This window comes from Virgibacillus sp. FSP13 (assembly GCF_054048505.1).
Genome location: NZ_JBSVKG010000002.1, coordinates 148,755 through 170,701 on the forward strand (window position 1 = coordinate 148,755; position 21,947 = coordinate 170,701).

16 protein-coding genes are annotated in these 21,947 nt (G+C 37.1%); all 16 read left to right on the forward strand.

Features of this window, described 5'->3' with window-relative positions; genetic code table 11:
* The first annotated feature begins 69 nt into the window (after window positions 1-69).
* The 16 genes from ACW2QC_RS02595 (at window position 70) to ACW2QC_RS02670 (ending at window position 21,943) form a co-directional block, all read left to right on the forward strand.
* On the forward strand, window positions 70-1,134 hold the full coding sequence (locus tag ACW2QC_RS02595; protein ID WP_457542424.1) for an ABC transporter ATP-binding protein: 1,065 nt from the start codon (window positions 70-72) through the stop codon (window positions 1,132-1,134).
* Window positions 1,134-2,660, forward strand: coding sequence for an ABC transporter permease/substrate-binding protein (locus ACW2QC_RS02600; RefSeq protein WP_457542425.1), 1,527 nt, complete (start codon window positions 1,134-1,136; stop codon window positions 2,658-2,660). Before ACW2QC_RS02595 ends, ACW2QC_RS02600 begins: the two co-directional genes overlap by 1 nt.
* An 18-nt stretch (window positions 2,661-2,678) precedes the next feature.
* Window positions 2,679-3,098: a CoA-binding protein gene (locus tag ACW2QC_RS02605; RefSeq protein WP_457542641.1), complete on the forward strand. Its 420-nt coding sequence runs from the start codon at window positions 2,679-2,681 to the stop codon at window positions 3,096-3,098.
* A gap of 191 nt (window positions 3,099-3,289) precedes the next feature.
* Window positions 3,290-5,245: a DNA topoisomerase IV subunit B gene (gene parE, locus ACW2QC_RS02610; RefSeq protein WP_457542426.1), complete on the forward strand. Its 1,956-nt coding sequence runs from the start codon at window positions 3,290-3,292 to the stop codon at window positions 5,243-5,245.
* A gap of 25 nt (window positions 5,246-5,270) precedes the next feature.
* Complete coding sequence (gene parC, locus ACW2QC_RS02615) at window positions 5,271-7,721, forward strand: DNA topoisomerase IV subunit A (protein ID WP_457542427.1); 2,451 nt, start codon at window positions 5,271-5,273, stop codon at window positions 7,719-7,721.
* 166 nt (window positions 7,722-7,887) lie between these two features.
* A complete protein-coding gene (locus tag ACW2QC_RS02620) occupies window positions 7,888-8,499 on the forward strand; it encodes a TetR/AcrR family transcriptional regulator (RefSeq protein WP_457542428.1) in 612 nt (203 codons plus the stop codon).
* 98 nt (window positions 8,500-8,597) lie between these two features.
* Window positions 8,598-9,740, forward strand: a complete 1,143-nt coding sequence (locus ACW2QC_RS02625) for an acyl-CoA dehydrogenase (RefSeq protein WP_457542429.1) — start codon at window positions 8,598-8,600, stop codon at window positions 9,738-9,740.
* A 24-nt stretch (window positions 9,741-9,764) separates the two neighbouring features.
* Window positions 9,765-11,399 (forward strand): AMP-binding protein, encoded by a 1,635-nt coding sequence (locus ACW2QC_RS02630; RefSeq protein ID WP_457542430.1) that lies wholly within the window; start codon window positions 9,765-9,767, stop codon window positions 11,397-11,399.
* Between the two features lie 12 nt (window positions 11,400-11,411).
* Complete coding sequence (locus ACW2QC_RS02635) at window positions 11,412-12,767, forward strand: acetyl-CoA carboxylase biotin carboxylase subunit (RefSeq protein ID WP_457542431.1); 1,356 nt, start codon at window positions 11,412-11,414, stop codon at window positions 12,765-12,767.
* Between the two features lie 12 nt (window positions 12,768-12,779).
* Window positions 12,780-12,992: an acetyl-CoA carboxylase biotin carboxyl carrier protein subunit gene (locus tag ACW2QC_RS02640; RefSeq protein WP_457542432.1), complete on the forward strand. Its 213-nt coding sequence runs from the start codon at window positions 12,780-12,782 to the stop codon at window positions 12,990-12,992.
* Window positions 12,993-13,079: 87 nt separating this feature from the next.
* On the forward strand, window positions 13,080-13,862 hold the full coding sequence (locus ACW2QC_RS02645) for an enoyl-CoA hydratase (protein ID WP_457542433.1): 783 nt from the start codon (window positions 13,080-13,082) through the stop codon (window positions 13,860-13,862).
* Window positions 13,863-13,879: 17 nt separating this feature from the next.
* Window positions 13,880-15,409 (forward strand): acyl-CoA carboxylase subunit beta, encoded by a 1,530-nt coding sequence (locus ACW2QC_RS02650; protein ID WP_457542434.1) that lies wholly within the window; start codon window positions 13,880-13,882, stop codon window positions 15,407-15,409.
* 219 nt (window positions 15,410-15,628) lie between these two features.
* Window positions 15,629-16,084, forward strand: coding sequence for a CBS domain-containing protein (locus ACW2QC_RS02655; protein ID WP_457542435.1), 456 nt, complete (start codon window positions 15,629-15,631; stop codon window positions 16,082-16,084).
* A 387-nt stretch (window positions 16,085-16,471) separates the two neighbouring features.
* Window positions 16,472-17,332, forward strand: a complete 861-nt coding sequence (locus ACW2QC_RS02660) for an ABC transporter permease subunit (RefSeq protein ID WP_457542436.1) — start codon at window positions 16,472-16,474, stop codon at window positions 17,330-17,332.
* Window positions 17,325-18,239 (forward strand): ABC transporter permease, encoded by a 915-nt coding sequence (locus ACW2QC_RS02665; RefSeq protein WP_457542437.1) that lies wholly within the window; start codon window positions 17,325-17,327, stop codon window positions 18,237-18,239. The genes ACW2QC_RS02660 and ACW2QC_RS02665 overlap by 8 nt, the downstream gene beginning before the upstream one ends.
* A 77-nt stretch (window positions 18,240-18,316) precedes the next feature.
* Window positions 18,317-21,943 carry a dynamin family protein gene (locus ACW2QC_RS02670; RefSeq protein ID WP_457542438.1) on the forward strand — a complete coding sequence of 1,209 codons (3,627 nt, stop codon included), beginning with the start codon at window positions 18,317-18,319 and terminating at the stop codon, window positions 21,941-21,943.
* Window positions 21,944-21,947: the final 4 nt, after the last annotated feature.

Genomic DNA, 21,947 nt, shown 5'->3' on the forward strand with positions numbered 1-21,947 from the left:
TTTTTGAAACTGATAATAGGGGTATTTGCCAAAATAGGGTTAGAAATTAAAACTGGAAGGATGAAAAGATTGATTGAATTTAAAAATGTGACGAAGGTATATCCTGATGGAACGGAAGCGTTAAATGATTTTTCCCTTCAGATTAATAGCGGAGAATTAGTAACGTTAATTGGACCAAGTGGTTGTGGAAAGACAACGACAATGAAGATGATTAATCGTTTAATCGAACCTACTTTCGGATCAATTTACATAAACGATAAAAATATAAACGACTATAACATTCATGAATTGCGATGGAATATTGGCTATGTTCTGCAGGAAATTGCCTTATTCCCCCACCTGACAATTGAAGAGAATATTGCGGTTGTGCCAGAAATGAAAAAGTGGAAAAGGAAGAAAATTAGAGAACGTAGCGTGGAATTGTTGGAAATGGTTGGACTTGATCCATCTACCTATCAAAAGCGAATGCCTAGTGAGTTATCAGGCGGTGAGCAGCAACGTATCGGAGTAATTCGTGCATTGGCCGCAAATCCTGACATTATATTAATGGACGAGCCTTTTAGTGCACTGGATCCAATTAGCCGGGAACAACTTCAGCATGATATTCGTGCATTACAAAAAGAAATTAAAAAGACAATTGTGTTTGTCACACATGATATGGATGAAGCGATGGCAATAGGTGATAAAGTATGCTTAATGCGCAATGGAGAAGTCATCCAAGTTGATTCCCCCCAACAGTTAATCTTACATCCAGCAACACAATTCGTTAAGGATTTCATCGGTGAGCGTAAATCACCATGGCAAACAGCGATCGATGTTATTGCGGATGAATCAAATGATCGAGTTATTACCAAAAACGAATTTGATCATCAAACATACAATTCATCCGGTACATCCATTATTAGAGATGAGCACAACATGTATTATGGCGCGACAACAAATGGGGTATTCCATGAAGCAAGAACACTTGAAAATGATCTGCCCCTCTATAAGGCAACGGAAATCATTCAATCTAGTGATCAAACATTATTTCCTGTCGTTAAAGAACAAAGATTAGTGGGAGTTTTAAGTGATAAGGATATAGTGGCATTTCTAAAAAGTAAAACTAAAATGGAAAACGGGGTGATTCAATAATGGATGCGTTTATCTCTGTTTTCGAAAAAAGACAGGATATATTAGTAGAAACCATTTGGGAACACTTGCAGCTATCATTATTATCATTAATTATTGCCATTGTTATCGCTGTACCATTAGGATTAATACTTACTAGATATCAACGTGTTGCAGAACCAATAATCGGCGTGTCAGCTATTATGCAGACAATTCCCAGTTTGGCGGTATTAGCTCTTCTAATTCCGTTGTTTGGAATCGGGACTACACCGGCAATTATCGCATTAACTTTATATGGTTTACTACCGATTTTGCGGAACACATATACAGGGATAAAGGAAGTTGATCCTGCATTAAAAGAAGCGGCAACAGGAATGGGAATGAACTCATTTAAACGATTGACCAAGGTCGAATTACCGATTGCGATGCCGGTGATTATGGCTGGAGTTCGGACTTCAATGGTGTTGATTGTCGGGACAACAACGATCGCAGCGTTAATTGGTGCTGGGGGATTAGGAGAGTTAATTTTATTAGGGCTCAATCGTGGTGCGGATATTAATTTAATTCTATTAGGAGCGATACCTGCCGCATTACTGGCAATTATTCTGGATTTCATTTTACGTGGCTTTGAACGAATATCGAGACGATCTGGATTTAAGTCATTCATTGCGATGCTAATTATTGCTGTGTTAGTTGTGGCTTCACCATTAATCTTTCATTCAGAAAAAAAGAATGATTTGGTTATCGGAGCAAAGCTAGGGGCAGAACCAGCCATTTTAATCAACATGTATAAGTTGTTAATTGAAGAAAATACGGATTTGAACGTTAAATTGGAACCCGGCTTAGGTAAAACAGCATTTGTGTTTGACGCTCTAAAAGAAGGCAGTATCGATATTTATCCAGAGTTCACAGGTACTACTATTGTTACCCATCTGGAACAGAAAGCAAATAGTAATGATCCAAACGAAGTCTATGAACAGGCGAAAGAAGGTATGAAAAAACAATATGATATGGCATTACTAGCCCCAATGGAATACAACAATACGTACGCAGTAGCAACAACGAAAGAATTTGCCAAGCAACATGATTTAACATCGATCGGAGATTTAAATAAAGTGGAAGAAACTAGTACTGCAGGCTTTACACTAGAGTTTAATGACCGGTATGATGGGTATGTAGGCATGCAGGAAATATACAACTTAGATATTGCCAATGTAAAAACAATGGAACCGGGAATTCGTCAACAGGCATTGTCTAATGGTGAAGTTGATATTATTGATGCCTATGCAACAGATAGCTATATGATAGAATTGGGTCTCGTAACATTGGATGATCCTAAAAATTTATTTCCACCATACCAGGGCGCACCACTTTTGCGTGAAGAAACGTTAGTAAAATATCCGGAGCTTGAGGAAATACTGAATAAACTTGGTGGCAAAATAACAGATGATCAAATGCGGAAAATGAATTATCGTGTAGACTATAAAGACGTTTCACCGGAGAAGGTAGCAAGACAATTTTTAACTGAACATAATTTGCTTGAAAAATAGGAGGAAAAAGACATGGTTATGGAAAATCCTACAAATGAAACAATAAAAGACGTGTTGCAAGATACAAAGGCAATTGCTGTTGTTGGTTTGTCTGATAATCCAGAACGCACATCCTATCAAATTTCAAAACGGATGCAGGAAAACGGCTATCAGATTATCCCTGTTAACCCTAAGGTTGATGAGGTTTTAGGTGAAAAAGCGTATCCGTCATTAACGAATATTGATAAGAAAATTGATATTATAAATGTTTTTCGTAGGTCAGAATTTTTGCCTGAGATAGCGAAGGAGGCTGCTCTGACAGAAACTAAAGTATTCTGGGCCCAGCAAGGAGTAGCAAACCAAGAGGCGTATGATTATTTGCAGGAACGTGATTTTACTGTAATCATGGACCTGTGTATAAAGGTTGCACACTCTGTATTAATTGGGAATAAACAGTAAAAAGGGTGACTCTTATCGGTCATCCTTTTTATTGCTGTTATAACCGTATTTCATAAGATAGCTATACAAGCAGAATTTACTTGTAGTATACTAATAAACATGTCCATTTGATAAATATAATTTACAATAACAAACATTTGTTCTAATATAGTAATAAAGCATATGCGTGTGTGAAGGGAGTAGAGAACGGATTGGATAAACAGTCGCTACAATATTCTGATGATTCGATTCAAATATTAGAGGGTCTTGATGCAGTTAGAAAGAGGCCTGGAATGTATATCGGGAGTACGGATTCTCGTGGGCTCCATCATTTAGTTTTTGAAATAGTCGATAATGCTGTTGATGAAGCTTTAGCCGGATACGGTGATTTAATTAAGGTCACGATACATAAAGACAATAGTATTTCCGTAGAAGACAGTGGACGTGGAATACCAACCGGGATGCATAGTACCGGTAGACCAACAATTGAAGTAATTTTTACGATCTTACATGCCGGTGGTAAATTTGGTCAAGGTGGCTACAAAACAAGCGGGGGATTGCACGGTGTAGGCGCTTCGGTTGTAAATGCATTGTCAGAATGGTTGGAGGTGACCAGTTTTCGTGATGGATATACCTATTATAAACTTTTTGAAAATGGCGGTAAGCCGGTTGGAACCTTGGAAAAAGGAGAAGCAACAAGGAAGAAAGGTTCGATTATCCACTTCAAGCCAGACAACTCTATTTTTTCAACCACTATATTTAACTTCGAAACATTATCTGAACGATTACGTGAAGCAGCATTTCTTTTAAAAGGGCTAAAAATTGAATTAATAGATGAACGGGAAAAACGAAAAGAGGTTTATCAGTACCCTGATGGATTGGAATCATTTGTTAAATTTTTAAACGAAGAAAAAGATACATTACACCCGGTTGTATCATTTGAAGGAGAACAACAGGAAATTGAAGTAGACTTTGCTTTTCAATTTAATGATGGGTATGCCGAGAGTATGTTGTCTTTCGTCAATCATGTTCGGACAAAAGATGGTGGAACGCATGAATCAGGTGCTAGGACAGCGATTACCCGAATTTTTAATGATTATGCAAGAAAGACAGCTTTATTAAAAGAAAAGGATAAAAATTTGGAAGGTACTGATATTCGAGAAGGATTCACTTCGATTGTGTCTGTTAGGATCCCGGAAGAAAAGCTGCAATTTGAAGGGCAGACAAAAGGAAAACTGGGAACATCTGAAGCAAGGTCAGCGGTTGATGCGGTCGTTTCCGAGAAGCTCTCCTACTTTTTAGAAGAAAATCCTGACGTTGCTGGCTTATTAATTCGAAAAGCGATTAAGGCTAAGGAAGCTCGAGTAGCCGCAAGAAAAGCACGGGAAGATGCCAGAACAGGCAAAAAGAAGAAACGAAAAGATACATTGCTAAGTGGGAAATTAACTCCCGCACAATCCAAAAACCCACAAAAAAATGAACTCTACTTAGTTGAGGGGGATTCTGCTGGTGGTTCGGCAAAACAAGGACGAGATCGTAAATTCCAGGCGGTACTTCCGTTAAGGGGTAAAGTGATCAATACGGAAAAAGCCAAGCTCCAGGATGTATTTAAAAATGAAGAAATTTCAACGATCATTCACACTATTGGTGCAGGTGTTGGTGGCGATTTTGATTTGGACGATGTACAATATGATAAAATCATTATCATGACTGATGCTGATACCGATGGAGCACATATTCAAGTATTGTTGTTAACATTTTTCTATCGTTATATGCGAACATTGGTTGAAGCTGGAAAAATTTACATTGCTTTACCACCTTTATATAAAGTTTCTAAAGGCAAAGGCAAAAACGAAAAAATTGTTTATGCGTGGGAAGACAATGAATTACAGGATATTTTAAAGGAATTTAAAAACGGTTATACAATACAACGATACAAAGGTCTCGGAGAAATGAATGCAGATCAATTATGGGAAACGACAATGAATCCGCAAACTCGAACTTTAATTCGTGTGACCATCGATGATCTTGCACGGGCTGAACGAAGAATTACAACATTAATGGGTGACAAGGTTGAACCGAGAAGAAAATGGATTGAAGGCAATGTCCAATTTGGAATGGACGATGCTGAAAATATATTAGAAAACGACAAAATTCATATAGATTAAATGTTAACAATAAGGGGGGGTTGGTTTGTCACAACCAGAGAAGTATTTGGACCTTCCACTTGAAGAAGTTATTGGAGATCGATTTGGAAGGTATAGTAAATATATCATTCAGGATAGAGCGTTGCCAGATGCGAGGGATGGGTTAAAACCAGTACAACGAAGAATTCTGTATGCTATGTATGAGGAAAAAAATACACACGATAAAAATTTTCGTAAATCGGCTAAAACAGTTGGTACCGTAATTGGGAACTACCACCCGCATGGAGATTCATCGGTATATGAGGCAATGGTACGATTAAGTCAAGAATGGAAAGTACGTAATGTGTTAGTGGAAATGCATGGTAACAACGGTAGTATTGATGGGGACCCTTCAGCTGCCATGCGGTATACTGAAGCACGACTGTCCAGCATTGCATCAGAGTTGCTTCGTGATATCGATAAAGAAACAGTTGATTTCATTCCCAATTTTGATGACACGATACAGGAACCTGTTGTTCTTCCTGCTAAATTTCCTAATTTGCTTGTTAATGGATCAACAGGTATTTCATCTGGGTATGCAACAGATATTCCACCACATAACTTAGCGGAAGTAATTGATGCTGTAATTAAAAAAATTGATAAACCTTCCATTACAGTTAATGAGTTAATGGATGTTATTAAAGGACCTGATTTTCCAACTGGTGGGATTATTCAAGGCGTTGACGGGATCAAGAAAGCCTATGAGACAGGAAAAGGTAAAATAGTTGTTCGAGGAAAGGCGGCAGTTGAATCGATTCGAGGAAATCGCGAGCAAATCGTTATTGACGAAATTCCGTATGAAGTCAACAAAGCAAATATGGTTAAAAAAATCGATGAACTGCGGATTGATCGGAAAGTAGAAGGGATTGCTGAAGTCCGAGACGAAACGGACCGTACAGGATTGAGAATTGTCATTGAGTTGAAGAAAGATGCAAAAAGCGAGGGTGTTTTGAAGTACTTATATAAGAATACCGACCTACAGGTTACGTACCACTTTAATATGGTAGCAATTCAAGATAAGACACCTAAATTGCTTTCTTTACCGCAAATACTTGATGCCTATATTGCACATCAAAAAGAAGTTGTGACAAGACAAACAACTTTTGAATTAAAAAAAGCAAATGAACGATCACATATTGTTGAGGGATTAATTAAGGCTATTTCTATTTTAGACGAATTGATTGCTACAATTCGGGCATCAAAAAACAAGGGCGATGCTAAAAAGCGGATTATTGCTGCCTATGGTTTTTCTGAAGCGCAGGCTGAGGCAATTGTTATGTTGCAATTATATCGGCTAACTAATACGGATATTACTTCACTTGAAAAAGAAGCAGGTGAATTACGAAAAAAAATCACTACTCTAGAAGCTATTCTGTCAAGTGATAAAAAGTTACTGCAAACAATTAAAGCAGATTTAAAACAATTGAAAAAAACTTATGCAGATCAGCGAAGAACTACGATTGAAAACGAGATTGAAGAGTTGAAAATTAATATCGAGGTAATGGTTGCTAGTGAAGATGTACTCGTTTCGGTTACAAAAGATGGATATATTAAAAGAACAAGTTTACGTTCGTACGCTGCTTCGAACGGTAAAGATTTGGCAATTAAAGACGAGGATCACCTGGTAGGTTTAATTGAATTGAATACAACAGATAAAATTTTATTATTTACGAACAAAGGAAAATATATCTTTATTCCAATTCATGAACTACCAGACATTCGCTGGAAGGATATTGGTCAACATATTTCTAATATTGTTACCCTTGATAAAGACGAGCGGATTATTCAATGTATTCCAATTCGAACCTTTTCAGATGATAATTACCTCGTATTTTTCACAAAAAATGGCATGGTAAAACGTAGTGAAATAAAATTATATGAAGCACAGCGATATTCCAAAGCACTTGTTGCAATAAATCTAAAAAATGATGATGAGTTGGTAAATGTTTTTCAAACAAACGGTCATTGTGATATATTCGTTACTTCCAATAAAGGGTATGGATTATGGTATCATGAATCTGATGTATCCCCTGTTGGTCAACGAGCAGCGGGCGTTAAAGCAATACAACTTAAAAAAGACGAGTTTGTTATAAGTGGGCAAGTTTTTGATGACCTAGCTGAGCCATCAATCGCCTTAGTAACACATCGTGGTGCATGTAAACGGATGAAATTAAGTGAATTCGAGAAATCCAGTCGTGCAAAACGTGGCTTGGTCATGCTTCGTGAACTAAAAAACAAGGCTCATCGTGTGCGAGGATCCTTTATTATTAATGAGAATGATACAATCTGTTTCAAAACAAGTAAAGGGGAAACACATGATTTATTCCCGTTGGAGCTATCAACTAGTGACCGATATAGTAATGGATCCTTTGTCATTGATACAGATAATCAAGGTGAAGTTGTTGAAGTATGGAAAGATGCTGTTTATAAGAAGCCTTTTAACGAAACCGATGAATAATTTAATATGCTTGTCAGGTGTTGGCCTGACAGGCACTATTAATGCCTTGAGACAAATTCCAATATGAAGGTCAATACATTTTATTTTAAAATACTTTTATGAAAACGCTTTATTAATGTATTAAAATATGATACTATTAAACTGAATTTTCTAAGAAGGGGGTTCTATGACAGATTTAAGGAGCAGGATCATTCAGGCGGCATTACTCTTGTTTGAAAGGCATGGATTTCATGGGGTAACCGTGAATCAAATTGTAGAAGATGTTGGTACATCTAAAGGTGGTTTTTATCATCACTTTACATCTAAAGATGAATTATTGTTTGTTATCCATGACACGTTTATTACATATGTATTGGAGAAAGCAGAGTTTGCCAATAAAACATATGCTTCACCAACAGAAAAGTTACAAGCAATTGTAAAAGAATTTGTCAAAGTATTTGATCTGTATAAACCACATATTGCTGTCTTTTATCAGGAAACGATATATTTGAAACCGCGTTATGAAACATTGGTTAAGCAAAAACGTGATCAGTTTAAGCAAATTGTGTTAGAAGCCCTTCATGAAGGAAAAGCATGTGGCGAGTTTCGTCAAGACCTTTCAGTCGAAATTACCGGAATGGCAATTTTGGGAATGGTAAATTGGACTTACAAATGGTACCGGCAAACCGGAACAAAGACAATTGATGAAATCGGTGATATTTTTGTGGATCTAATCTTGCACTCGGTATTGAATGAAAATGGTCTAACAAATAATTCCGATAAAAACATGCTTATTTAAAGGTTTTTCATTTATTGTGAAAGTAATTACTTTCATTTTTTTACTAGATAAACAGACCAACCAGTCGGTCTAATCATCGCCAACTTAGGAGGTTTAACATGAATTTTGAATTATCAAAGGAACAATTAATGATTAAAAAAATGGTTCGAGATTTTGCAGATAATGTTATTAAACCACGAGCAATAGAAATTGATAAAGAGGCAAAATTCCCGGAAGATATTTTCGAGCAAATGGGAGAACTGGGCTTGTTAGGTATTCCATTCCCTGAGGAATATGGTGGCTCCGGTGGGGATACAATATCTTACGCGTTAGCTGTCGAAGAAGTAGCAAGGGTATGTGGGAGTACGGGTTTAAGCTATGCAGCTGCCGTTTCCCTGGGTGCTAGTCCAATCTATTATTTTGGAACAGAAGAACAAAAAGAGGAATTTTTAAAGCCTCTTGCACAAGGAAAAGCATTAGGTTCTTTTGGTTTAACTGAACCAAATGCCGGGTCAGATGCTGGTGGGACAAAAACAACCGCTGTTGAAGATGGTGATGATTATCTCATTAACGGTGAGAAATGTTTTATTACGAATGCTAACTACGCCAAAACAATCATTGTTACTGCGGTTACTGGCAAAGATGACCGTGGCAAAAATGTAATTAGTGCAATTATCGTTCCAGCTGACGCAGAAGGGGTAACGACTAACAACAATTATGATAAGATGGGCGTTCGTGGCTCAGATACAGCAGAAATTGTTTTGGATAATGTACGTGTACCTAAAGCGAATTTATTAGGAGATCCTGAAAAAGGCTTCAAACAATTTTTACATACACTTGATGGGGGACGAATCTCCATTGGTGCCCTTGGTTTAGGAATTGCTCAAGCGTCACTTGAAAAAGCTTTGGAATATGCGAAAGAAAGAAAACAATTTGGTAAAGCCATTTCCAATTTCCAAGCAATTCAATTTAAACTTGCTGATATGGCGATGGAAGTTGAATTGGCACGGAACATGGTACACAAAGCTGCATGGTTAAAGGACCAAGGGAAGCCGTTTACAAAAGAAGCTGCTTACGCAAAACTTTATGCGACTGAGACAGCATTTCGTTCGGCAAATCAAGCAATACAAATACTTGGTGGCTATGGTTATATGCGCGAATATGAGGTGGAACGCTACTTACGTGATGCCAAACTACTAGAAATTGGTGAAGGTACTTCTGAGATTCAACGACTTGTAATTGCAAGACAATTAGGATGCTAAACTACGAATGAGGGGAGAAGATTCATGTCTTTATTACATGTAACTGTTGGGGAGTTATTGGAAGAACAGGTGAGTTTGTATCCAAATCAGGAAGCGGTTGTCTATCCAGAATTAAATCTTAGAAAAACGTACAAAGAGTTCGATGAAATGGTCAATCAAGCTGCCAAAGGGCTTATGTCTCTAGGTATTCAAAAGGGAGAAAATGTAGCTATTTGGTCTGACAACAAACCAGAATGGCTCACATCCCAGTTTGCTTCAGGTAAAATGGGGGCAGTTCTAGTTACTGTAAATACAAACTACCAAGCCAAAGAGCTTGAATATCTATTAAAACAGTCCGAGACAACGACATTAATTTTAGCAGAATCATATAAAGGCACGTCCTATATCGATATTTTAAAAACGGTCTGTCCCGAATTTGAACATGCTGAAAAAGGGAATTTGCAATCAGAAAAACTTCCATCATTAAAGAACATTATTGTTATTAGTGATGAGAATTACTCAAACGCATACACATGGGAAGAAATGATCGAAAAGGGTAAAAATGTGTCAGAGGCTGCGTTAGTAGAACGGAAGAATACGTTACACGAAAACGACGTCATTAATATGCAATATACTTCAGGTACAACCGGGTTTCCTAAGGGTGTGATGCTAACCCATCATAATATCGTTAATAATGGAAACCAGATTGCTGATTGTATGAAACTAACAAATCAGGATCGACTATGTATTCCTGTTCCATTCTTTCATTGCTTTGGTTGTGTATTGGGTGTACTGGCGGCTGTTTCAAAAGGGACAACAATGGTTATTTTAGAGCAATTCGAGGCGGAAAAAGTGATGAAGGCTGTCTCAGATGAAAAATGTACCGGTTTACATGGCGTTCCAACGATGTTTATTGCTGAATTAAATCACCCTAATTTTTCTAAGTATGATTTTTCTCATTTGCGGACAGGGATCATGGCTGGTTCCACTTGTCCAATTGAAGTGATGAATGATGTCATGAATAAAATGGGGGCAACTGAAATTACAATTGCTTATGGGCAAACTGAATCATCGCCGGTTATAACGCAAACCAAAACGGATGATCCAGTTGAATTAAAAGCACGAACCGTTGGTAGAGCACACCCAAATGTCGAGGTAAAGATCACCGTACCAGGAACAAATGAGGAGCAAACTCAGGGTATACCAGGTGAATTGTGTACGAGGGGTTACCACGTCATGAAGGGTTACTACAATAACGAAGAAGCAACAAATGCCGCAATTGATAGTGAAGGTTGGCTCCATACAGGGGATCTTGCGGTAATGGATGAAAACGGTTATTTAGAAATTACTGGACGCATGAAAGATATGATTATCCGTGGTGGTGAGAACATTTATCCGCGGGAAATTGAAGAATTCCTTTATCAACATCCTGATATATTGGATGTACAAATTGTTGGGATCCCTGACGCCAAATACGGCGAAGAAATAATGGCCTGGATTATTTTAAAAGATGGTGTTCTTCTATCCGAAAAGGATGTTCGTTCATTCTGTGAGGGTAACATATCACGACACAAAATTCCTAAATATATTCAATTCGTTGATGAATATCCGATGACTGCAAGCGGAAAAATCCAGAAATATAAACTGAAAAAGCTTGCAATCCAACAACTTGAAAAATAAGGAGTGATGTTTATGATTAAAAAGATACTTATCGCAAATCGTGGTGAAATTGCTGCACGTGTTATTCGTACGTGTAAACGATTGAATATCCTAACTGTTGCTGTATTTTCGGAGGCAGATCAAAAGGCGCCATTCGTTTCACTTGCTGATGAAAGTTATCTGCTTGGTCCACCACGTGTGAATGAAAGTTATTTGAACGTTGACAAAATATTAGCGATTGCAAAGGAAACAAATGCCGATGCAATCCACCCAGGTTATGGCTTTCTAAGTGAAAATGCATCGTTTGCAACAAGATGTCAGGATGCTGGATTAACATTCATTGGCCCTTCAGGCAATATTATGGAAAAAATGGGTAGCAAAATCGAGGCACGTGATACGATGCAAAAAGCAGGTGTTCCAGTAGTTCCAGGAACAGATGGTGCTGCTGCATCTGTTGACGATGCATTAGAAATTGCTAATAAAATTGGATATCCAATCATGTTGAAAGCATCTGCTGGCGGTGGTGGAATTGGCATGCAGGTTGTGGAATCGGATGATGAATTAACCAAGGCATTTGCTAGTAATTCCAAACGAGCCGAAAACTTCTTTGGTGATGGTGCCATGTTTATGGAGAAAAAACTGGACGATGCCCACCATATTGAAATTCAAATATTGGCCGATCAGCACGGTAATGCTGTCCATTTATTTGAACGAGAATGCTCCGTCCAGCGAAGAAATCAAAAGGTTGTTGAAGAAGCTCCTTCACCATTTATTTCAGAAAGAACTCGTGAGAAAATGGGGGAGACCGCTGTTAAGGCAGCAAAAGCAATTGGTTATACAAACGCAGGTACAATTGAATTTCTTGTAGATGCTAAAGAAAACTTTTACTTTCTGGAAATGAATACGAGAATTCAGGTTGAACATGCCATTACAGAAGAAATTACTGGACTTGATATTGTTGAAGAGCAAATCAAGATCGCGAATGGTGAGACATTAACCATAGATCAAGCAGCATTAAAAATTGACGGTCATGCAATTGAGGTTCGTATTTATGCAGAAGATCCGGTAACATTTTTTCCTTCACCAGGACATATTGGGACAATGCAGATTCCATCGGGGGAAAACATTAGAAACGAACTTGCTGTAACCGACAATTACGATGTGACACCTTTTTATGATCCGATGATCGGTAAACTTATTGTTACTGGTGAAACGAGAAGTGATGCGATTGAAACAATGAAAGCAGCATTAACACATTATAAAATTGAGGGAATTAAAACAAATATTTCCATGCTTGAAACCATTATCGATCATGAACAATTTAAAGCAGGTATCACAACGACAGCATTTGTACAAGAACATTATTTACCAATGACGAAAACAAACTAGGAGGAATAAAAAATGCAAGAAGTTAAAGCATCAATGGCAGGTAGCGTATGGAAGATAACAGTAAGTGAAGGTGAAAATGTGGAGGAAGGGCAAGATGTTGTTATTTTGGAATCGATGAAAATGGAGATCCCAATTGCAGCAGAACAAAACGGAACTGTTAAGGAATTAAAGGTTGCAGAAGGCGATTTCGTTAATGAAGGGGACGTTATTGCCGTTATTGAATAACGTATTAGTCAAATTACCTACTATTTCGTGGCCTCGGTTTGGACGGGGCCCTCTAAAGATTGGAAAATCATGTAAGGGGTGAAGTAATTGACCAATCTAGTAAATTATGAAAAGACAAGCGATAATATTGCTATTCTAACGTTAAATCGGCCAGAAGCAGCCAATGCGATGTCAAGAACATTACTAGATGACTTGAATGAATGCGTTCATAAAATCAAACAAGATAAATCCATTCGGTGTACGATTATTACTGCTTCAGGTGAAAAAGTATTTTGTGCGGGTGCTGATTTAAAAGAACGTAAAGGTATGAATGATGAGCAAACAATCGACGCTGTCCGTTATATTGGGGAAACAGTAACAAATATCGAAAACTTACCGATACCAGTAATTGCCGCACTAAACGGATCAGCATTTGGTGGTGGATTGGAACTTGTCTTAGCATGTGATATAAGAATTGCAGCAGAACATGCTAAAATGGGGTTAACTGAAACATCATTAGCAATCATCCCGGGTGCTGGCGGGACACAACGATTAACGAGACTGATAGGTTTGGGTCAAGCGAAACGGTTAATTTTCACAGCGAAGCCAATTCCCGCTTCGGAGGCGATGGAAATAGGGCTGGTTGAGCAAGTTAGTCAATCAGATACGTTACTAGAAAATGCAATGGAGATGGCAAAGCGTATTTCTCAGAATGGACCGGTCGCTTTACGTCAGGCCAAAACAGCCATAAATCAAGGCTTTCAAACTGATAGTACGACTGGTTTAACCATTGAACACCTATGCTATAAAGAAACCATTCCAACAAAGGACCGAACGGAAGGGCTAATTGCGTTTAAGGAGAAAAGAAAACCGATATACGAAGGAAAATAATCACAGGAGGTCAACCTATGTCATACGTAGAGGACTTGCAGCAACGAATAGAAAATATTGAACAAGGCGGAAAAGAAAAATACCATGAAAAAAATGCAGAAAAAGGAAAATTATTCGTTCGTAAACGACTAGAATTATTGTTTGATGAAGGTATCGACATAGAAGATGCATTTTTTGCAAACTGTATGGATGATTCTTTGCCATCAGATGGCGTTGTCACCGGAATTGGTAAAATTAATGGACAAGCTGTTTGTGTAATGGCGAATGATTCAACAGTTAAAGCTGGTTCATGGGGGAAGAGAACGGTTGAAAAAATCGTTCGTATCCAGGAGACAGCGGAAAAGCTTGAATTACCAATGTTATACTTAGTTGACTCAGCAGGCGCACGAATTACCGACCAAGTTGAAATGTTTCCTGGGCGTAGAGGAGCAGGTCGGATTTTTCATAATCAAATTAAATTATCAGGAAGAGTACCACAAGTTTGTTTATTGTTTGGCCCATCTGCAGCTGGAGGCGCATATATTCCAGCATTTTGCGATATCGTGATCATGGTCGAAGGTAATGCATCCATGTATTTAGGATCACCGCGAATGGCTGAAAAAGTAATTGGTGAAAAGGTCTCACTCGAAGAAATGGGTGGTGCACAAATGCATTGCTCTGTTTCCGGCTGTGGTGATGTTTTAGTGAAGACGGAAGAAGAAGCCATTGATTACACACGTAACTATTTAACCTACTTTCCAGCAAATTTCAAAGAAAAACCAAAAGCAATGGAAGCAAAAGATGTGAAAGAGTTTGAGAAAACAATTACAGATTTAATTCCAGAAAATCAAAATGCACCATTTAATATGTATGATTTTATCGATCGAATAATTGATGAAGCTAGCTTTTGTGAAATAAAGAAAAAGTTTGCTCCGGAATTAATTACCGGACTAGCGAGAATCAACGGAAAATCGGTTGGAATTATTGCGAATCAGCCACGTGTTAAAGGTGGGGTGCTTTTCCCTGATTCAGCGGATAAGGCAGCAAAATTCATTCAATTATGTGACGCATTCAATATTTCATTATTGTTCTTAATGGACATTCCTGGCTTTATGATCGGAACAAAGGTAGAACGTGCTGGCATTATTCGTCACGGGGCAAAAATGCTTGCCTCCATGAGTGAAGCAACTGTTCCGAAAATTTCTGTTGTCGTTCGTAAAGCTTATGGTGCAGGACTATATGCAATGGCAGGTCCTGCGTTTGAACCTGATTGCTGTTTAGCATTACCAACTGCACAAATTGCTGTAATGGGACCAGAAGCTGCCGTTAATGCGGTCTATGCAAATAAAATTGCCGAATTACCAGAAGAAGAGCGTCCGGCATTTATTAAGGAAAAACAAGATGAATATAAGGATAATATTGATATTTATCGCTTGGCATCAGAATTAGTTGTTGATGCGATTATTGAACCTGATAAGCTACGCACAGAGCTAGCTTCCCGTTTTGCGATGTATGAGTCAAAAGCTGTGACATTTACAGAAAGAAAACATGGTGTATATCCAGTTTAATGTTTGTTTAAGATGAACCGTCATAGGGATGCTTTAGTAATCCATATGACGGTTTTTATGTGGAAATTTCTATTAACAATAATGTTATTATGTAAACTAAAGATTCTATGTAGTATGATAGTCAACCGTTTAATATCCCCTATTTTTTAGTTGTTAAGAATTGTATTTCGCTAAATGGTGAAATATACTTATTATATAGACCTAATATGGGGTGATAAAATGAAGGTTAACGAATTTATGATTACCGATGTGGTCACAATCACAAAGGATAAGACAATTAAACAGTTATTGGAAATACTTGTAAAAAATAAGATCGGTGGCGTTCCCGTTGTTGATGAACAAAATAAATTGCTAGGAATGATTAGTGATGGGGACGTAATTCGTTACTTACAACCTAAGGCTAGAACGATTTATGATATGTTTTCACTTGTCCTTGTCAGTGAGAGAGAAGACTTGAGTTATAAGTTGGGGTATGCTGTCGATCATGAGGTTGAAAAAATGATGCGACATAAAGAAACGCATACTGTTCACCCTGATGATGAGCTAGATGTAGCATTATCCATTTTGTCTAAGTACAGATTCAAAAAAATCCCCGTTGTAGATAATAATAATAAAGTTGTAGGAGTCATAAGTCGTGGTGATGTAATTCGATACATTTCTACAAAGTTAATTTAACTATAGATTAAAGAGGATGGTTAAAAGGAATTCTGTCATTAAAGTAAGACGTTCTCTTTTGAGGTGCAAACGGGAAAAAGTCATAACTAATCGCATAGAAATTGATAATAAAAAATAGCAGAAAAATTCACTTCTGCTATTTTTTATTGCTAATTAGGATTGTAATACTTGGGAAGTTGACGGTAATTTATTACACTATCGATTAAGTTAAGTATTCGGATTCCAAAATAGTTAGACAAGATAAGGCTCGGTTCTAAGGAGTCTTGTCTTAGTTAAATTATCAAATTATATCACCTTGACTAAAAATTCTGTAAGTGATAAATTTAACTTATTCTGTCTTATGGGTAATAAGACCCTTATAAACTAAAGAAACAGGGGTACATACATATGAGAATTTTATTATCTATTTTAGGGACTATTTTGCTAATTCTTGTACTTGTTGCTTTTCCACTGTCAATAGATATTTATGGTAGGGATTTGATTAATTACTCTGCTATGTTTGGCTCTATTAAGGAATACATAACAGGGTTTGCAACAGGAGAATCATTGCACATTATGGAGGGGAAAGATCGGAATCCCTTTTTTCCGGAAATTATTCCTAGCTACTTTTTAACCTCGTTTTCCTATTTGTTTGCTTCTATTATTCTAGCAATAATTTTTGGATTGCTTATTGCTTCTTGGCACAGCAGGTCAAAAAAAGAGTGGATGAAAGATATTGTCGGATTTTTTGGAATGGTGCCAGACTTCATTATGGTGCTATTTTTACAGATTGGAACGGTTTTCTTTTATCAAACGACCGGTCATCGACTTGCCCGTATTGCAACTCGTGGGATTGACGAACATGCTATATTGTTACCGATGATAACGTTAACAATTGTCCCGACAATTTATTTAATACGATCATTATCCGAACGGACCTATGATGTATTGACAGAGGATTACATATTGACAGCAAAAGCAAAGGGCTTACGGAAAATATACATATTTATTCAGCATGTCGTTAGAAATGTTCTTCCATATTTAAAAGCAGATTTACATAAAGTAATCGCGATTTTAATGAGTAATCTATTTATCGTTGAATACTTGTTTAATATTAGTGGTTTGGCTGGGCTGCTATTTAATTCAGGTACTTACCAATATAATTTAACGGCTAATACGCTACTTACATTAGTTGTTTTATATATTACCTTATATTGGTGCATTCGTTTATTTATTTTCCTATTAGAAAGGACCTTTGCTTATGATTAATTGGCGATTATGGTTGGGAATAATATTGACCGTATTTTTAGTGTTTATTGCGATTTTTGGACCAGCACTCGCACCCTATGATGAAGATTTTATGGAGCCTTCTGGATATTACTATAATGATAATGATGATTTTGGCGTTTATGCAGCACCGTTTCCTCCATCACGTGATCATTTATTAGGAACAGATCAGTATGGGTATGATATTTTAACGCTGCTATTATTTGGTGCCAAATATACGTTAGCTGTTGGGGTGCTTGTCGCATTATTACGAATTGTAATCGGAGCTTTGTTTGGCTTATTAAACGGAATTAGAAATAATCATGAAAAAGTTGGAAGTAGCTTTGGGCTGCTTGGGAGTATACCAGCATTTATTATCATTTACTTTGTCATGATCGGTATTGTTGTTAACTCCTCATTTTCGATGATGGAATTGATTTTAATACAATCTATATTGATGACACTTGTAGGTATCCCGGGTGTTTATGCAGCTGTATTTAGTAAAACAAAAGAGCTGAAGAAAAATTTATATATTTCCGCTTCTAAGGCATTAGGGGCACGGTCTTTTCGTATTGCCCGGAAGCATTTACTGCCACATTTAAAGGGAACATTAATGGTCATGTTTATTAAAGAAATTATCCTTGTTCTATCCTTAATCGGCCAATTGGGTATTTTTAATGTATTCTTGGGTGGAACAATTTATCGCCAAGGAGGGGAAGGTGTGTATTTATCTGTCACCCATGATTGGGCAGGATTGATCGGACAGTGGCGCTCCTTTGTCTATGATTATCACTGGGTACTTTTTTATCCATTGCTTGCTTTTGTTCTCGTTATTTTTTCACTTTATATCCTTTCCAGAGGTTTGGAATTAAGAGATAAACATGGATTAAAGAAATATCCACATATCTAATATTCAGGTAGCATTGCGAAGATAAAGAACGTATAATGAACGTATATGAATTGTTAATAAGAAGGGAATTGTACATCTTGGAATCAATCACTACATTGCCATCACAACAAATCCAAACAAAGCAACTAGCCGCACTTTACGAAGCAATACTAGAAAATGGTGATGAGAAAAGTGCAATCAAATTATTAGAGTTATATGAAAAAACGAAGAAGAAAGAATTCGTTGTCAGTTTTGCTGGCCATTTTTCGGCAGGGAAATCGACCATGATTAACACATTATTGGAAGAAGATATTCTGCCAGAAAGCCCCATACCAACCAGTGCAAACGTTGTAAAGATTAGTTCTGGTGATGGGGTCGCACGTGTTTATTTTCATCATGATGCACCAATTGAGTATAAAGAACCGTATGACATCGAAATGATTAAAGACTATTGCAAGGACAAAGATACGATTAAGAAAATTGAATTGAGTACTTCTCGAAAAATTGTTCCAGCAAACACAGTGATTTTTGATACACCTGGGATTGATGCAGCAGATGATGCCGATCGTTTAATTACGGAAGCATCGATGCACCTTGTTGATATGCTCGTGTACGTTATGGACTATAATCATGTCCAATCTGAAGTTAACCTGCAGTTTTTGCACACACTAAATGAAAAAGGAATTCCATTTTTTGTGGTGATTAATCAAATTGACAAACATGATGAAACGGAATTATCTTTTCAAGCATTTGAAACAAGTGTTAGCCAAACATTTGATCAATGGAACATTATACCTGAAGCAATTTATTATTCATCATTAATCAATGATCAGGCAGCACATAATCAATTTCAAAAACTTAAATCAGATCTTTTTACTTTGATGACAACAAATAAGGATGCCAATCGATCCCTAATCAATTCGGTACAACAGGTAGTAAATGAACATAAGCATTATTTAACGAATGAATACAATCAAAAAATAAGCTCTTTATCCAAGGTTGAGACAGATAAAGCAGAAGTACTAGCACAAAAAAATGAGATCGAACAAAAAATTGCTTCAATGGAGGACACACATCGTCAACTTGAACAAAAATTCCGCCGCGAACTGCAAACAACATTACAAAATGCTTATCTTATGCCCTATGAAATTCGGGAAAAAGCGGAGAAATTTTTACAAAGTCAACAAGACGATTTCAAGGTCGGATTGTTCGGTTCCAAAAAGAAGACGAACGAAGAAAGAGAGAATCGTCTGCAAACATTTTTTAATTCCTTATGTGAGAACATGGAAGCAGTTGTACAATGGAAATTACGTGACAAATTGGCTGATTTACTAAAACAATTTGGGATTACTGATCGAGAGCTTGTAGAATCCGTTCAAGCTCTTTCCATTGATTACACTGGGGAAGATTTGCTTACCCTTGTAAAATCTGGCGCGAAAGTAACAGGAGAGTCGGTTTTAAATTATACGAATGATGTCAGCAACGATATTAAACAAAAATACAAAACGAAAGCACTGCAAATATGGAATATAATTGATCGTAAAGTAACACGGGAAAATAATGCGAATCTATCATCCTATGAAACAGAACGTGAGGAATTAAATGCAATTCTTATGCAGCTGGACACGGTTGAAAATATGGAACAGGCGTTGCTAGATAAACAAACGACTATTGATGAGATCTTACTTCATCCAGATCAAAATGCTGATATTTCCTTAGAAGAGGAACTCCTTGAAAAATATAGCGCTATGGAACAACGCGATTTTAAACGGCCAATTACAACAGATGATAAACCATCAGTTACCGAAAATCCTACAGAGCCATTAGAGCAAAATAAAAAAACACAATCATTACAAGATGTTGAATCAAGTATCGAGCAGACAATTCAAACTATATCATCAGTATCCGGATTTCAAACAATTGTTGACGAATTGAGGACAAAACAGCAACAACTGGCCAATCGCACCCACACGATTGCGCTATTTGGGGCATTTAGTGCCGGAAAATCATCGTTTGCCAATGCACTACTTGGTGAACGTGTTTTACCTGTATCACCTAATCCGACAACAGCTGCGATTAATCGGATTTGCCCAACAACAGAAAAACATGGGCATGGCACTGTCGTTGTCCATATGAAAAGTACCGCAGATTTGTATGATGATTTACGGACGATCACAAAGCATTTTTCGCCTTCAGCTGAAAATTTAACTGAATTGCTTCAATGGATAAAAGAAAATGAGATACATGAAAGTGACGATCTTCAGCAAATGTATCAATCGTATTTACGAGCGATGATTACCGGATATCCGGAAAATAAAGATTTAATTGGGGAACATCTTACGGTAACGATTGCTGACTTCTCTGGGTATGTCAGTGATGAAACGAAAGCATGTTTTGTGGAATCAATTGACCTATATTATGATTGCTCCATCACAAAACAAGGGATTACATTAGTTGATACGCCTGGTGCAGACTCGGTTAATTCTCGCCATACAAATGTTGCGTTTGACTATATTAAATATGCTGATGCTATCTTATATGTTACGTATTATAATCATGCCCTATCACGTGCGGATAAAGACTTTTTAATGCAGTTAGGACGAGTGAAAGATGCGTTCCAGTTAGATAAAATGTTCTTTATTGTCAATGCAGCTGACTTGGCTAAAGATGAGAATGAGCTTAACTTAGTAACCGATTATGTGGAAGATCAACTAATTCAATTAGGTATTCGTTTTCCAAAATTGTTTCCGGTTTCTAGCAAACAGGCATTAAAAGCAAAGCAAAATCATGAGTCGCAAAGTGAGAGAATGATTGATTTTGAACGAGAATTTTATCATTTTATTCATAACGACTTAGCTGCTATGTCAATACAATCAGCATTGCTCGACATCAAACGGGCTTATCAAGCGGTGACCAATTATATTGAATCGGCAAGCTTAAATGAACAGGAAAAGGTACAATATCGAGAAGATCTTTTTTCTAAACGGGAATTGCTAGAACAAGCGGTTAATGACATGAACGCAGGTTTATACCCACAGCAAATCGAACAAAAAATAGAAAAGCAATTATATTATGTAATAGAAAGATTAGGCATTCGTTTTCATGATATGTTTAAAGAATTTTTTAATCCGACTACCATTACCGAAACAGGTAAAAAAGCTATGATTCAATTGCGGAAAAATACGGATGGACTATTGGATTATATAGGGTATGAGCTTGTTCAGGAATTACGGGCTGTTTCATTGAGGGTTGAATCATATATGCAATCTTTAGCTAAGGACGCTTATTTAGAATTCAATGAGAAATCAACACAGATCGACAAAAAATTAATGTTACCTGGGTTAGCTTCTTTTGATTTGACCACCCCTGAGTACCAACAGGCTTTTACAGGGTTGGACCAACAAGTATTCCAAAAGTCGTTAACGCTTTTCAAAGGTACAAAAGCATTTTTTGAGAAAAATGAAAAAGAACGGATGAAAGAGGAAATATATCAAACATTAGTCCCTTTCGCGCAGCAATATATCGATGAAAATAAAGAGAAAATGGTAGAAACTTATCGCAAACAGTGGGATCAAGTTATTAAATCTGTTCAACAAAAGACACGTAAAAATATCGATATGTACATTGATAATTCTCTATCGATGTTAACAGAAACGGTTGATATGGAGTTCTTAACAGTGAAACAGGAAAAACTTGCTGCCATTATTGATAATCACCACATTTAGGAGT

Coding starts and splice junctions, on each gene's coding strand:
- ACW2QC_RS02635 (WP_457542431.1), top strand. CDS start 11,412: ATGATTAAAAAGATACTTATCGCAAATCGTGGTGAAATTGCTGCACGT.
- ACW2QC_RS02640 (WP_457542432.1), top strand. CDS start 12,780: ATGCAAGAAGTTAAAGCATCAATGGCAGGTAGCGTATGGAAGATAACA.
- ACW2QC_RS02620 (WP_457542428.1), top strand. CDS start 7,888: ATGACAGATTTAAGGAGCAGGATCATTCAGGCGGCATTACTCTTGTTT.
- ACW2QC_RS02660 (WP_457542436.1), top strand. CDS start 16,472: ATGAGAATTTTATTATCTATTTTAGGGACTATTTTGCTAATTCTTGTA.
- ACW2QC_RS02655 (WP_457542435.1), top strand. CDS start 15,629: ATGAAGGTTAACGAATTTATGATTACCGATGTGGTCACAATCACAAAG.
- ACW2QC_RS02650 (WP_457542434.1), top strand. CDS start 13,880: ATGTCATACGTAGAGGACTTGCAGCAACGAATAGAAAATATTGAACAA.
- ACW2QC_RS02630 (WP_457542430.1), top strand. CDS start 9,765: ATGTCTTTATTACATGTAACTGTTGGGGAGTTATTGGAAGAACAGGTG.
- ACW2QC_RS02625 (WP_457542429.1), top strand. CDS start 8,598: ATGAATTTTGAATTATCAAAGGAACAATTAATGATTAAAAAAATGGTT.
- ACW2QC_RS02605 (WP_457542641.1), top strand. CDS start 2,679: ATGGAAAATCCTACAAATGAAACAATAAAAGACGTGTTGCAAGATACA.
- ACW2QC_RS02665 (WP_457542437.1), top strand. CDS start 17,325: ATGATTAATTGGCGATTATGGTTGGGAATAATATTGACCGTATTTTTA.
- ACW2QC_RS02600 (WP_457542425.1), top strand. CDS start 1,134: ATGGATGCGTTTATCTCTGTTTTCGAAAAAAGACAGGATATATTAGTA.